The following is a 14,295-nucleotide window of genomic DNA, read 5'->3' on the forward strand; positions in this document are numbered from 1 at the left end:
AAAAACTAGTAATCATGAGAAATTTTACCATTTATCTAGCCGCCTTATTCTGTCTTTTAGCCAGCAAAATGATAGGGCAAGAATCCTTCGAAAAACGAGCTAAGGAAATCGCAACACGCATTGAAAAAATCACCAAAGAAGAAAAAGCAGCGCTAAAGGAAGAAATCGAAGCCGTCAATCTTCAGTTACAAGCAGGTACAATCACTAAAGAAAAAGCCGACGAGAAAAAGAAAGTATTGGCCGAAGCTAGAGCCATCAATATCGAAGCCAGAGTAGCCAAAGAGCAAGAACAATTGAACGAATTGGTACAGTTAAAAGTGGATGGAAAAATCAAAGAAGACTCTGTTAGACCATCTGTTACAATCTATTGGAACGATGACTTTGACTTTAAAAATAAAAAGAAAGAAAGAAAATTTGGTGAAAAAAGAACCACAAGCCAGTTTGTTTTTGCTGCCGGTTTAAACAATCTTATGGTTGATGGCGCGATGCAAGACAAAGATTTCAAATTTATGGGTTCTCATTTTTACGAATGGGGAACTACCTACAACACCAGAATCCTAAAAGACAATAACTTGCTGCATTTCAAGTACGGGATGTCTGTAATGTACAATAATTTACGTCCTACAAATAACCGAACTTTTGTAGTAAATGGAAACCAAACTAATCTTGAAGTATACTCAAAAGACCTCAAAGAATCTCGTTTCAGAAACGTTTATTTGGTAGTGCCAATGCATCTAGAATTCGATTTTTCGGGTAGCACCATGAAAGATGATAAACGCCAATTCCGAACCCACAAGGCCTTTCGTTTTGGTCTAGGAGGCTATGCCGGAGTGAACTTAAAATCAAAACAAAAATTAGAATACCGCGAAAACGACGATAAATTTTACGTAAAAAACAAATCCGATTTCAATACCAGTAATTTTATCTACGGTTTGAGTTCATACATAGGCTACAAAGAAACGAGTTTGTATGTAAAATACGATTTGAATCCATTATTTAAAAACAATACAGTAGATCAAAACAATATTTCTATGGGAATTCGTTTCGATTTCAATTAAACCCAGAATCCGCATTAGACTTCGTAGCGAAACTGAATTATTCAATAAAAGCAAGAGCTCACGGACTATTTTTGAAGAAGGAAACAACGTTCAGTGAATACCTATATAAAATATAAACCAATGAGCTAATACTTTTGTATTTTGAATTTAAAAATGGGAGTAAGTTCTTGCTTTTGAAGAAGAAATTCATTCACTGAACTCCGCTAAAGAATATAAAAATGGTGAAGTAATTTAGTTGTAGTAGATTTCTAATGCGGAATCTGGGTTAAAATTAGGAGCGAATCATCAGGCATTTCAGGCACATCGTTCCCGCCATCATTCCTAAACCTCGCGAGCTGAACCCCAGCTCACGAGGTTTTTCCCTTCTGTCGGGGCTATAAGACTAGCATGGTTTTTTTACTTGGAAGAAATTTGGTAATATCGGGTGAATGATAAATTATGTTTTGTAACTAATCAGGTGTTTTTTTGAATATTAATTGCCTCCAACTTTAGTTGGAGGGGTGAAATTTGAAATCATTAAAGGCTTTAGCCCAAATTAGATGCTTTTATTTGGTTAAAGCTAATGAAATCAATCCCCATAACTTCAGCTAAAGCTGGAGCCAATTGAAAGCAAGACAAGCTAAATAGTTACTATATTTTTTTAAACCACCCACACCACCTATCTACTTAAATCCGCAAAATCTGCGTGCCATAATTCGTGCATTGATTTAGCAGATTCACTAAGACTTTTTTCAATTGAAACACAAAGCCAAAACTTTGCGAACCTTGCGATTTTTCCTTTGCGAACCTTGCGGTTAAAATTTCACACTAATTTGTGTTGAATCAGTACATTCGTATCCAAAACTGTTATAGAAGAATCTATGGTGCAATAATACTAAGTTTAATTATACAAAATTAACTTTGTATCTTTGGCCTTTGCCAACTTTATTCCCTTATAAATTGATTTCAAAAGCAACCATAGATACCGTTTTCGAAACCGCTCGTGTAGAGGAGGTTATTGGTGATTTTGTACAATTGAAACGTGCTGGGAGCAACTTCAAAGGCTTGAGTCCATTCTCTGATGAGCGTTCACCTTCGTTCATGGTGTCGCCAGCCAAAGGAATTTGGAAAGATTTTAGTTCCGGAAAAGGAGGAAATGCAGTGGCTTTTTTAATGGAGCACGAACATTTTACTTATCCAGAAGCTATCCGATATTTGGCCAAAAAATACAATATCGAAATCGAAGAAACAGAACAAACCGATGCGGAAAAAGCCAATACTGATGTTCGAGAAAGTATGTTTTTGGTGTCTGAATTCGCGAAAAATTATTTTCATTCCACACTATTAAACACCGAAGAAGGAAAGGCGATAGGCTATTCGTATTTCAAAGAGAGAGGCTTTACCAGCGAAACCATAAAAAAATTCGGTTTAGGCTATTCTCCAGAAACTTGGGATGCGCTGACGAAAGAAGCGTTAGGAAAAGGATATCAATTACAATATCTAGAAAGTACAGGCTTAACCATTCCAAGAGACGATCGCCCTTTTGACAGATTCAAAGGAAGGGTGATGTTTCCTATCCAAAGTATGTCGGGTAGAACCTTAGGATTTGGAGGCCGAATCTTAACCAATGATAAAAAAGCGGCCAAATATTTAAACTCTCCAGAGAGTGAAATTTATCATAAGAGCAAAGTCTTGTACGGAATTTTCCAAGCCAAACAAGCCATTGCTAAACTCAATAATTGTTATTTAGTTGAAGGATATACGGATGTAATTCAATTCCATCAAGCTGGAATCGAAAATGTCGTAGCCTCTTCAGGTACGGCTTTAACACCCGACCAAATCCGTTTAATTAACCGATTAACCAAAAACATTACCGTACTTTTTGATGGTGATGCTGCAGGACTTCGCGCTTCCATTCGAGGCATCGATTTGATTTTGGAGGAAGGAATGAACGTAAAAGTTTGCACTTTTCCTGATGGCGATGACCCAGATAGTTTTGCCAAAAAAACATCTTATGATGATTTGGTAGCTTATTTAGAGCATAATGCAAAGGATTTTATCCAGTTCAAAGCCTCGCTTTTAATGAACGAAGCTAAGAACGATCCGATCAAAAAAGCGGATTTAATTCGGGATATGGTAACGAGTATTTCTAAGATTCCAGACCGCATTCAACGAGAGATTTATTTGCAAGAATGTTCTAGGATTATGGATATTTCGGAGCAAGTTTTGGTGAGTACTTTAGCGCAATTAGTACAAAAAGATGTTGCCGAAGTAGGTAAAAAACAAAAGCAAGAGCAAAAAGCTTTTGAAGTTGTAAAAAACGAAAATCCTATAGCTCCTGATAAAGTCGATGTCTTGTACCGTTTGGAACGAAAAATCATTGAAATACTATTGCTGTATGGGAATAAAAGCGCAATTTTTGAGGATGTATTGTTGAAAGCTAATGCCGAAGGCGAAATTGTTCAGGTTGTTGAACAGAAAGAATACAAAGTTTTTCATCGTATTTATCTGAGTTTACAAGAAGATGAAGTAGAGTTGGCGAACCCCTTGTTTAGAGCTATTTTTAATGATTTGATTAATTATTATTTGCAAGCGCAGGCCGAGGGTATTGAGCAGTATTTGAAAACTTTGAAACCTGAATTTGCTCAAGAAGTAACGGATATTTTAATGGAGGAGGAGCAAATTGTCTTACACAATTGGGAAGGACAAAATATTTTTGTAAAGCAAAAAACAGAAACCATTAGTCAGCATACTTCAGAAACCATAATTTCAATTCGTGAATATTTAATCAATAAGTTGATCATGGATTTGATGAATGAATTTTCAGTAAATCCACAAGCTGATGGGGCCGAGTTGATGGTAATGATTAATGATTACAACAAACTCAAAGTGAATATCACCGGAACAATTGGAAGAATACGTTCTACTTATTTATAAAAAATGTTACCCAAGATGCTTTTCTGAGAATGGTTTGTATGAAAATCATTTTCGATAGATTCTGAATATTTTGCCATAAAAAAGAGGCTGTCCAACGTTTCGGACAGCCTCTTTTTGTAAACAGCTAAATTTAGCTAGCTCAAATTGCTACACAATTTCTAGTGTTTTGGCTTTGTTGACTAAATCAACCAAATTGGTTACATTTAATTTTGTCAACAAGCGCAATTTGTAGGTGCTAATTGTTTTTTCGTTTAAAGAAAGAATATCGGCTATTTCATGGTTTTTCTTCCCATCGCTTAAATAGCGTAATACTTCTATTTCTCGGTTGGATAATTTACGGTACAAACGTTCGCTTTTACTTTGTTTGGCTATCAAAGCCATGTTTTTACGAACATTCTCGTTTACGATAATTTTTCCTTGCTGAACTTTGACAATAGATTGACCTAGTGTTTCAAGTTTTTCAGTTTTGTGCACATAGCCCGCCACACCTGCTTTAATTGCATTTGGAGCATAAATTTGTTCCGAAAGGCTGCTATAGATAATGATTTTTGTGTTAGGGTAGTTTTTCAACATTGCCTTGATTTCAAAAATACTAGCTAATCCTTCAAGTTCTAAATCAATTACTAAAACATCAATTTCTTTGCTTTGAAGAATTTCTCGAACCATCGAAAAATTACCTACATTGGCTACAATTGAGATCTCATCATGATCCTTGAAGTACGATTTAACTCCAAAATGAGTTACTGGAAAATTATCTGCTAAACAAACTTTAATCATGGTATTTTTTTTTTAAGAGTTGTCTATCAAAATGATTCGATAAATGTAGTAAAAAAAATACAATAATTTTTAATATTTAAGAAAATTTTTTAATTTTCTGTAAAAACACACACGGGTATTGGGTTCATTTTGTGTTGATTAGCATAATTTAGGCGTTTATATATGGTTAAAACCTCTTTTTCTCTATTATCAAAGTCATCTGATGTTTTGCCAGCTTCGTCTTGTAACATGGCCCATTCTAATTCATCATAACTAGCACCTAATTGATCCTCATCGGAACGGTCGTCACCAAATAAGCCATCGGTTGGAGGAGCAACCAAAATTGAATGGGGGATCTTTAAATAACTTCCTAGAGCATAAACATCTGACTTTAATAAATCGGCAATTGGACTCAAATCCACTCCGCCGTCACCATATTTGGTGTAAAATCCAACACCAAAGTCTTCTACTTTGTTTCCTGTTCCAGCTACCAATAAACCATGTATTCCAGCATAGTAGTACAAAGTGCTCATGCGTAATCGCGCTCTCGTATTGGCTAACGATAAATTCATTTTATCGGTATTTTCGTGTTCTGGAACAGCTGTTTTAAAGGCTTCAAAAACCGGTGTAAGATCTGAATTTACACTTTTTACGTTTGGGAATCGTTCTTTTAACTGCTTGATGTGTTCTTGAGCGCGACTTACTTGAGAAGGTGCTTGATGAATGGGCATTTCTATACATAAAACCTCTAAACCTGTTTGGGCACAAAGTGTTGAGGTTACAGCCGAGTCAACTCCTCCTGAAATCCCAATAACAAATCCATTTGACTTTGCATTCTTAGCGTAATCCGTTAACCATTTTACGATTTTTGTGTTAACTTTTTCTGGTGTTAAAGATGTTTTTTTAATCATTATAGTTTATGTTTTAAAAAGCAGGAATGTATATTTGCACAATGTTTTAAAGGAAATCAAATTTGAAATGATTTTAAAGCGAAAATAATTAATATATATGAAATGGCCATGTTTCCAGTCTATAAACTCGAAAAAGGTAAATCTATAAAATAGATTCGAATGAATCAAAAAAATATGAGAAAGTGTCTTTTGTCTTTACTGTTGGTGTTGTTTTTTTGCTCTTGCGATAAAAAGAGTAAAGTAGAAAAAATTGTAGAAGAAATCCCAGTTGAGATAAAAGTAGAGCGTTTTGATCAAGCTTTTTTTGAAACAAAACCTGAGAATTTATTACAATTGAAGCAAAAGTATCCTCTTTTTTTTCCACAAGGAACTGAAGATGCGGTTTGGATCGAAAAAATGCAACATCTGCAATGGAGAGAGCTTTACCAGGAAGTACAAAAAAAATATAAGAATTTTGATCCTGTAGCGGCTGATATCGCTACTTTATTTAAGCATATTAAGTTTTATTTTCCAAAAATCAAAAATCCAAAAGTTGTAACGTTGATAGGTGAAATGGATTACAATACCAAAACGATATATGCTGATAGTTTGGTTTTGGTTTCTTTAGAATTATATTTAGGAAAACAGCATCGATTTTATCAATTTCCAGAATACATCAAACAAAATTTTGAGCAAAATCAGATTGTACCTGATATTGCTTCTAGTTTTTTGCAATCCAAAATACCGCCTGCAACTGATAAAGCCTTTCTTTCTCAAATGATTGCCTTTGGCAAAGAATTGTATGTAAAGGAATTGTTGTTGCCTGATTTTTCGGAGGCAGATATAATGGGGTACACCGCTGCTCAACAGAATTGGTGTTTAGAGAACGAAGGCTACATTTGGCGTTATTTTATAGACAAAGAAATGTTGTACAGTGTAGATGCCAAGTTAATTCCTCGTTTTATAAGCCCAGCTCCTTTTTCTAAGTTTTATTTGGAGATTGATAATGATTCACCTGGGCAAGTGGGCGCTTGGATTGGATGGCAAATGGTGCGTTCTTACATGAAAAATAACGACAGTTCATTGGAGGCTATGTTGGCTATGAGTGCAAAAGAAATTTTTGAAAAATCGAAATATAAACCTAAGAAATAATGTCAAACACACATACATCAGAAATTAAATTTCAAGTTGAATTAGACGAAAACCGAGTACCCGAAAAACTATCTTGGTCCGCTGAAGATGGGGGAGTAGCACTTCAAGAAGCGAAGGCGATTATGCTTTCTATTTGGGATAGCAAACAGAAGGAAAGTATGCGCATTGATTTGTGGACCAAAGATATGCCAGTAGATGAGATGAAAATCTTTTTCCATCAAACCTTAGTGGCGATGTCTGACACCTTTAAAAGAGCCACCAATGACGAAAAAATGGCTGCCACCATGATTGATTTTTGCGATTATTTTGCCGAAAAGTTGGAGCTAAAACAACAATAATAAAACATAAAAAAAGTGATGTAGAAGTTTATCTAGATCACTTTTTTTTATTGTTTGTATTTTAAGTCTTTTAATTAGAAAGTTTAGTTGGAGCCAGTTGTGCAATATCCAGCTTTTAATTTTTGCTTCTCCTCAGGTTTATGTCCTGATCCTTTTTTTTTAATAAACTTTTCATTTAAAAACAAAAAAAACTCCTTAATTGCTTAAGGAGTTTCTTGGTGGGCGATGAGGAAACAGAACTTTCTTAATTTGTAGGAAATTGAATTTTCATAAAAACAGACGTAAAGTCAATAATACAAGAGCTTTTGTGGTTTTTATACTTACAGAAAAATTAGGTTAAATTCGGATTGATTAGAATGAATCAGTGTTTTTTCGGGATTATTTCGGGATTTTTATTATATTCGTTTTCTAAATTATCGGGTATGAACCTAAAATTTTTTATCAAGAAAACTAAATCTGCCACCTCGAATATCTATGTTCGCTTTTGGGATAGTAACAGAATTGACCAAACCGCAGGTACCAAATTAAATGTTCAGTTTGAACATTGGAACAAAGATAAACAAGAAGTCAAGAATATTGTCAGTATAACTAATAGGGATTTTACAAATAGTAAATTACGCAACCTAAAAACATTTATTTTGGATCAATACAATATTGATTCGAATTCACAAGTAAGTATTCAAAATACATGGTTAAAGTCGCAAATCAATATTTTCTTTGGTAGGGTTAATAGCGATGAATCCCACAAAGTTTATTTTGTCTCGTGGATAGAGAAATTTATTGCTGATTGTCCTAATAAAGCAATGCCTCCTTCAGAAAGTACAATTATAAAATTCAATAGAGTTAAAAACAAGCTTTCCGATTATCAAACCCACTTTGATGTAAAGCTTCGTTTTCAAGATATTGATTTGAAATTTTACGAGAGTTTCCTTTTCTATTGCCAAAAAATAGAAATGCTCAACAACAATACGGTTGGCGGTTTTATCACCATTATTAAAAATTGGTGCAGTAAAATTGAAATTGAAGGATTACCGATAAGTCCACAATACAAACACAGCGATTTTAAAGCGCTGTCCAACAAAACTAAAGATATTTATCTTACCGAGGATGAAATTGATGCTGTCTTTAATCATAATTTTGAAGGGTCAGAACGATTAGACAAAACAAGGGACAATTTCATTATAGGGTTGCGTACAGGCTTGAGAATTTCAGATTTTATGAAGTTAAAACAACTCAATATTGTAGGCGATTATATAGAAATTGAAACAAGTAAAACCGAACATCCAGTAGTTATTCCGATGCACAGCCAAGTAAAAGCCATTTTACAAAAAAGAAACGGCAAACTACCTCCTGTAATTTCCGACCAAAAATTTAATGAATATGTAAAAGAAGTTTGTAAAACTATTGGCTTTGCAGAAATGGTGGATGGTGCAAAAATGGTCAACAAAAAAGACGAAAAAGATTTTTTTGGTGACAGCAAAGTCAAAATAAAAAGTACAATGCGCAAAGAGTTTGGTACGTTTCCAAAGCATGAATTAATCACTTCTCACACCTGTAGACGTTCCTTTGCTAGTAATCTATATGGGAAATTAGATAATCCCACGATAATGGCCATCACAGGACATAAAACCGAGACTATGTTTCTGAAATATATCAAAATCACACCTCGGGAGCATGCTGAAAAACTAAAAGAGCATTGGCAAAAAATGGAAATTGAAAAACAAGCTAAAAGGAACGATACTCAAAATGATTGATCAATATAAATACATCAGTAAACTATATACTTTAGAGGAATTAGTATCGGGGAATCCTATTTTTAAAGTGTATTATGATTTTTTCTATAACTTTTATGAATGGCAACAAAAACAAGATTTAGATGTTATAGACTATACCGATAGGCAACATCTTGAATTGCTCTTCAACGAATTCTTACATGCAATTTCATTGTTTTTGTACGATAAAATAACCTTTAATGAAACGCTTAAGGCATTAAAATCAAAAACAGAAGAGATTGAAATGTTTGGATTTATGCTGGAATGTCTTCCCTTCATTTTAGAAGAATATCCCTTTTTATATGAGGAAACCTTAATGGATAAAACGAGAGACTACTTTAGCATATCTTATAACTCCGAAAGCATAATTCCTATAAGCGAGGAAGATAATAACAGTCTTTCTTTAGTTGTGAGTCAATTTCTCAATGAAATTAAAAAGGCACTTACAAAGGAACATATTTTTGACTTGACTCTTTTTTTCGATAAACCAATCAGTAATGGTTTGAATGAATTCTTTAGTGAATTCAATCCAAATTCTAAAAGAATAAAGAATCAAAACAGTTTGGCATGCGACTTATTTCCAACCGAAACACAGAAGGGATTAGATGCTTCACAAAAGGTATTACTGATTGAAGAACTCATTAGAAGTGATAAATGGGGAAATGCGACCGAAAGGAAAAAAGCCGAGATCTTATCTTTAATTATAGATAGAAATTCAGATAATATTAGACGAATTTTATCCGAAACGAATAAGCCTTTATCTAATACTTCTCAGAAATTCAAAGACGATTTACTGAAAGCACAAAACATACTTAAACTTTTGGGGTAGCCATTGGGGTATACCCCACACTTTAAAAAACATATACCTAGATTAAGTTTGTCATAACTAATTTTTAAAAAATAATAATTATGACAAAAGTTCTTCAATTAGAAAACACCAATGCACTAGAGTTTAAAACTGAAATTTTAGAAGGCATTAAAGTCTATCTCAACGACTTTGTAGCTACTTTACAGCCCGAAACCGACCAACTCCTAACTAGAGAACAAACAGCAAAAATGCTTTCTGTTTCTTTAGTAACTCTTTGGGATTGGACACGCAAAGACATCATTCCAGCTTATCGAATTGGAAACAAAATTCGGTATAAAAAAAGCGAGGTTTTAAAATCCTTAAATCAAAAAAACCGATTTGATTAATCAAAAACCAAGCTAGAAGAAATGATGAAAACGCTATACTACATCAGAAACAAAAAGGAACTACAAGAGCTATACTTGAGTCAGATACCTGAATCACATATTAGAGCAGAGATGAACGAAATTCTCAAGCAAACTCGAGCTTCAATTCCGTTAGGAATGAGAACAAACCTCAAAAATATAACTACTAAAGAAGCAATCATATTTATAGAACAAAATGGAACCCCAGATGGTTATGTTTTATCAGACGAGTTGCAACTCAAACTCAAAGAATATAAAGAATCGTTGCGAAATAGAAAAAACGAAGGGAACTAGTTAGGAAAACAGCATCACAACTAAAATTGTGATGCTTTAAATCAATTATCTATGAATGTTACATCAGCAACCAAAGCAGCCATTTTGAACCAAACAACGCCTGAGGAAATTTATAGGAAGTTCCTAAATCTTAACGATTTTCCGAAGGGGAACATTTCAAGTCCTTACACAAAGGATGCTCATCCTTCTTTTAAAGTATACAAAAACGGAAGCTTCAAATGTTTTAGTTCAGGCCATCAAGGAGATGTTTTTCAATTGGTGGCCGACCTAGAAAAATTAGATTGTAAAACCCAATTTCATGAAGTTTTAAACTGCATTGCTTCGGAAATGAATATTATTTTAGACGATGCCACGCCATACAAAAGTGTTGCAAAGGGAAATCAAAATTTTGCAAAGGTTTTGCAAAAACCGTTGCAAACACCATTGCTACAAAACTCAAAACCCGTTGCAAAGGAAAAAGAAGGAGCGACTTTAACTGTAGAAAAACGAGATTTCACCGCTTTAGACTTGGCGTATTGGAACCAATTAGGCGTTAAGCAGGAGATTCTAGAAAAATTTCAATTGCATTCCATTTCAAGTTATACGTGGACTGGCAAAAAGCCAATGTATACCAAAAAAGAAAGTGTGGCTTTTGCTATTGAACTCCATGGAAATTTCAAGCTCTACATCCCCAATCAAATTGAAGTTGGAGTAAAGAAAAATGTATTGCCCCCTTTCCCAAATGGTATTTTTGGTTTGACACAATTGGGTGCCGAAACAAAGCAAGACATTATAATTTGTGCAGGCGAAAAAGACACCATTGTTGCTCATTCACGTGGATTTCATACGGTCACTTTTGGGAGTGAATCCATTTATCCTAAAGAGGAGCAAATAATAAAACTCCGAGCACTTTGCAAAAATCTGTTTATTTGTTACGACAAAGATGCTACAGGAGAAAAAGGCAGCCAAACCATGGTGCAACGTTTTCCAAAGATTATTCCAATTGCCTTACCACCCAACGACAACATTAAAGGATATGATCTCACCGATTATTTTCAAGACCATTCTTCTGAAGATTTTAGAAAACTGATGGACTTAGCCCTGAAAAACAAAACCGAAGTGATTCCTGAAAATGATTTGACTACCATTTTTCATGTCGCTGAAAAATACCTCAAAGAACACTATGATTTCAGAAACAATATTATTTCCCTCGAAATTGAGTGTAGTCCTAAAGGTCAAAACGAATGGACTTCCTGCAATGAAAATTCACTTTGGCTAGAAATTCAAAAGAAAAGCATCAAAATCTCTATTAACTCTTTGATAGCTATTTTGAAAAGTGATTTTGTTCCGAACTATAACCCACTAATCAATTACTTCACGAGTTTACCTCAATGGGATAAAAAAACAGATTTTATCAAACAATTTTCCGAATACATTCAACTCGAACAGGGAGAAGACAAAGAACAATTTGAGTATCATTTTAAAAAATGGTGTGTGCGTGCGGTAAAATGTGCCACTATTGATAATTATTTCAACAAACAAGCCTTTGTGTTAACCGATGATGGAAATGGTCAAAATATTGGTAAAAGTTCGTGGTGCAGGTTTCTTTGTCCAAGCGAACTTTCCAACTATTTGGCCGAAGACATGAGCGATGACAAAGATGCTCGTATCTTGCTTTGCAAAAACTTTTTGATCAACCTTGACGAATTGGCTGCTTTATCCCGAAAGGAAATAAATCAGTTGAAATCCTATTTTAGCAAGGCGCAAATCAATGAACGCTTGCCCTATGATAGAAAAAATTCCATTATTCAAAGAGTGGCCAGTTTTATCGGTTCTACCAATATGACTACTTTTTTACAGGACGAAACTGGTTCGGTGCGCTGGTTGTGTTTTATTGTAAAGTCCATCAATTGGAAGTATAAAAATGAGTTCGTGATTGATAATTTGTGGGCACAGGCTTATTCTCTTTCTAAAGACAACACCTTTGATGAAACCTTGAGCATCGAAGACATCCGTCAAAATGAATTGCGAAATGAAAAATTCCAAATTATTTCCCCTGAGAAAGATTTGATTCACAAGTATTTTGAAATCCCAACAAAAATCGAACAGGCAGAATTCCTCACCTCCACCGAAATGTTACACCATATCAATTTATATACGGCTGGCATCAGGCTTTCGAACGTGGGAATCGGAAAAGCCTTAAAAAGCATCGGCTTTAAAAGAGAAAAACGCAACCAAGTCTACGGATACTGGGTAATCAAGAAAACGATTTGACAAATAATTTCCAGTAAAAACAAAAAATCACTACAAAAATTTATTTCTTCTTACCTATCTTACCCAATCTTTGCAAAGCCCTATAATCATATATGTTAACATGGGTAACTTATAACTATTTCTTCTTACCCAATCTTACCCTTTGTTGCCTTACCACAAAAGTAAAAGGGGGAAGATTTTTCACTTTCCATTTTATTTAATTATCTTGAAAATAAATTTAACAAAAGAATGTTTATGGTATTTATATATCATGTTTGAATCATAGTAATTGACTGTTTGTAGACTTTAAAATTATTGACAAGTTTTTTGCTGTTTTTTGTAAATTTGAATAGCTAAATTTTCAAACTTATTTGCCCGATAATGTTTGATTTGATTACAAACCCAAATTTAACTACCTACTATGATATTACCTGTTTTTCTTCTAGAAGACCATAAATACGTTACGGAATCATATATTAGTGCGCTTCGAAATATATCCGTTGAAGCTGAAATGGTCATTTCCTATTCTTTGACTGATGCTCTTAAGAAATTAAACAATAAAAACCTCAAAGGTTTGCAATTAGCTATATTAGAATATAGCATACCTCCTTGTGAAATAAATAATTTAAGAAATGGTGAGGATATTGCTAAGATCATAAGGGATATGTTTCCAGAGGCTAAAATTATTATTATTTCAGCAATGTTTTCTAATTTTGAACTAGAAAGTGTTTTGAAAAGCATTAATCCAGAGGGAATCATTGAAAAATCAGATATGGATTTTAGCGAGTTATGTTTGATTTTACAAAAAGTTCTTAACGGTGAAGTATTTTACAGTGCAAGAGTTCATAAAACGCTACTTGAAAATGAAGCTAAATTTCCTTTTTTGGACGCATTGAATGTGAAAATTATTGGGTTGTTATCTCAAGGAATAGCAACAAAGAATTTGCCAAAGTATCTTCCACTGTCCTTAAGTGGGGTTCATAAAAGAAAAGCAAAAATCAAAGAGGCCTTAAACATTGATACTGGCTCTGATGAAGCTATAATAAAAGAAGCAAGAAAAAAAGGATTCATCTAAATTCGAATTTTAACATATTGGGTAGTTTTACTACCCTTTTTTTGTTTTTAAGAGTTTTATTTTTGGGCATGTTTTTTACCAAAATAAGCTTAAAATGAAAAAAAAATATACACTTTTATTCTTTTTGTTTTCACTATTTGTATGTGCCCAAGATAGAATACTGTTTAATTATGATACAGCAGGCAATCAAGTGATGCGAGAAATTTGCTTGAATTGCATTACTTCAAAGAATGTAAAAGCTATTAAGGACTTAAAGGAGGATGATTTGCTGGTAATGGATCAAATCTCTTATTACCCTAATCCAGTTTCAGAAGAATTGTACCTCAGTTGGGAACTAGTGGATGAAAAGAAAGTATCCCAACTTCAAATGCTATCGATGAGTGGTCAAACAATAAAAACTATAGTACCTGATAGAGGACAACTCACGCTGGGATTTCAAGGATATCCAAGTGGGGTATACTTCATTGTTTTTTCTTATAACAATGGAGAAGAAAAAACCATCAAAATTTTAAAGAAGTAAATAAATTCCTTTTAAGCTTTTGGGGCTATAGAGGACTTGCATTTTTCGCTACTACTTATTACAATCTATATTTTCTACTC

Annotated in this window: 13 protein-coding genes; 11 read left to right on the top strand and 2 right to left on the bottom strand. The window is 33.9% G+C overall.

Annotated features, from left to right (window positions below):
- Positions 1–14: 14 nt before the first annotated feature.
- Together BXU11_RS04135 and dnaG are read left to right on the top strand one after the other, a co-directional pair.
- On the top strand, positions 15–1,058 hold the full coding sequence (locus BXU11_RS04135; RefSeq protein WP_078211112.1) for a hypothetical protein: 1,044 nt from the start codon (positions 15–17) through the stop codon (positions 1,056–1,058).
- Positions 1,059–1,997: 939 nt separating this feature from the next.
- Entirely contained in the window at positions 1,998–3,974 is a 1,977-nt protein-coding gene (dnaG, locus tag BXU11_RS04140; protein WP_078211113.1) for a DNA primase, read from the top strand.
- Between the two features lie 147 nt (positions 3,975–4,121).
- Here the strand turns inward: dnaG and BXU11_RS04145 are convergent, their stop codons facing one another.
- Entirely contained in the window at positions 4,122–4,751 is a 630-nt protein-coding gene (locus BXU11_RS04145) for a response regulator transcription factor (protein WP_024981440.1), read from the bottom strand.
- Positions 4,752–4,840: 89 nt separating this feature from the next.
- Entirely contained in the window at positions 4,841–5,641 is an 801-nt protein-coding gene (nadE, locus tag BXU11_RS04150; protein ID WP_078211114.1) for an NAD(+) synthase, read from the bottom strand.
- A gap of 174 nt (positions 5,642–5,815) precedes the next feature.
- Between nadE and gldB the strand changes: the two genes are divergently transcribed.
- From gldB to BXU11_RS04195, 9 genes are all read left to right on the top strand, one after another.
- Positions 5,816–6,772 (top strand): gliding motility lipoprotein GldB, encoded by a 957-nt coding sequence (gene gldB, locus BXU11_RS04155; RefSeq protein ID WP_078212063.1) that lies wholly within the window; start codon positions 5,816–5,818, stop codon positions 6,770–6,772.
- Entirely contained in the window at positions 6,772–7,110 is a 339-nt protein-coding gene (gene gldC / locus BXU11_RS04160; RefSeq protein ID WP_024981443.1) for a gliding motility protein GldC, read from the top strand. The genes gldB and gldC overlap by 1 nt, the downstream gene beginning before the upstream one ends.
- A 422-nt stretch (positions 7,111–7,532) precedes the next feature.
- Positions 7,533–8,864: a tyrosine-type recombinase/integrase gene (locus BXU11_RS04165; RefSeq protein WP_189318499.1), complete on the top strand. Its 1,332-nt coding sequence runs from the start codon at positions 7,533–7,535 to the stop codon at positions 8,862–8,864.
- Positions 8,824–9,711: a hypothetical protein gene (locus tag BXU11_RS04170; protein WP_139363433.1), complete on the top strand. Its 888-nt coding sequence runs from the start codon at positions 8,824–8,826 to the stop codon at positions 9,709–9,711. The genes BXU11_RS04165 and BXU11_RS04170 overlap by 41 nt, the downstream gene beginning before the upstream one ends.
- Before the next feature lie 80 nt (positions 9,712–9,791).
- A complete protein-coding gene (locus tag BXU11_RS04175) occupies positions 9,792–10,076 on the top strand; it encodes a helix-turn-helix domain-containing protein (RefSeq protein ID WP_078211117.1) in 285 nt (94 codons plus the stop codon).
- A 21-nt stretch (positions 10,077–10,097) separates the two neighbouring features.
- Positions 10,098–10,388 carry a hypothetical protein gene (locus tag BXU11_RS04180; protein ID WP_139363434.1) on the top strand — a complete coding sequence of 97 codons (291 nt, stop codon included), beginning with the start codon at positions 10,098–10,100 and terminating at the stop codon, positions 10,386–10,388.
- Positions 10,389–10,439: 51 nt separating this feature from the next.
- Positions 10,440–12,641 carry a VapE domain-containing protein gene (locus BXU11_RS04185; protein WP_078211119.1) on the top strand — a complete coding sequence of 734 codons (2,202 nt, stop codon included), beginning with the start codon at positions 10,440–10,442 and terminating at the stop codon, positions 12,639–12,641.
- A 400-nt stretch (positions 12,642–13,041) separates the two neighbouring features.
- Positions 13,042–13,695 carry a response regulator transcription factor gene (locus BXU11_RS04190; RefSeq protein ID WP_078211120.1) on the top strand — a complete coding sequence of 218 codons (654 nt, stop codon included), beginning with the start codon at positions 13,042–13,044 and terminating at the stop codon, positions 13,693–13,695.
- A 94-nt stretch (positions 13,696–13,789) separates the two neighbouring features.
- Positions 13,790–14,215, top strand: a complete 426-nt coding sequence (locus BXU11_RS04195; RefSeq protein WP_078211121.1) for a T9SS type A sorting domain-containing protein — start codon at positions 13,790–13,792, stop codon at positions 14,213–14,215.
- Positions 14,216–14,295 lie beyond the last annotated feature (80 nt).

Source organism: Flavobacterium sp. LM5 (genome assembly GCF_002017945.1).
GTDB classification, from domain to species: Bacteria; Bacteroidota; Bacteroidia; order Flavobacteriales; family Flavobacteriaceae; genus Flavobacterium; species Flavobacterium succinicans.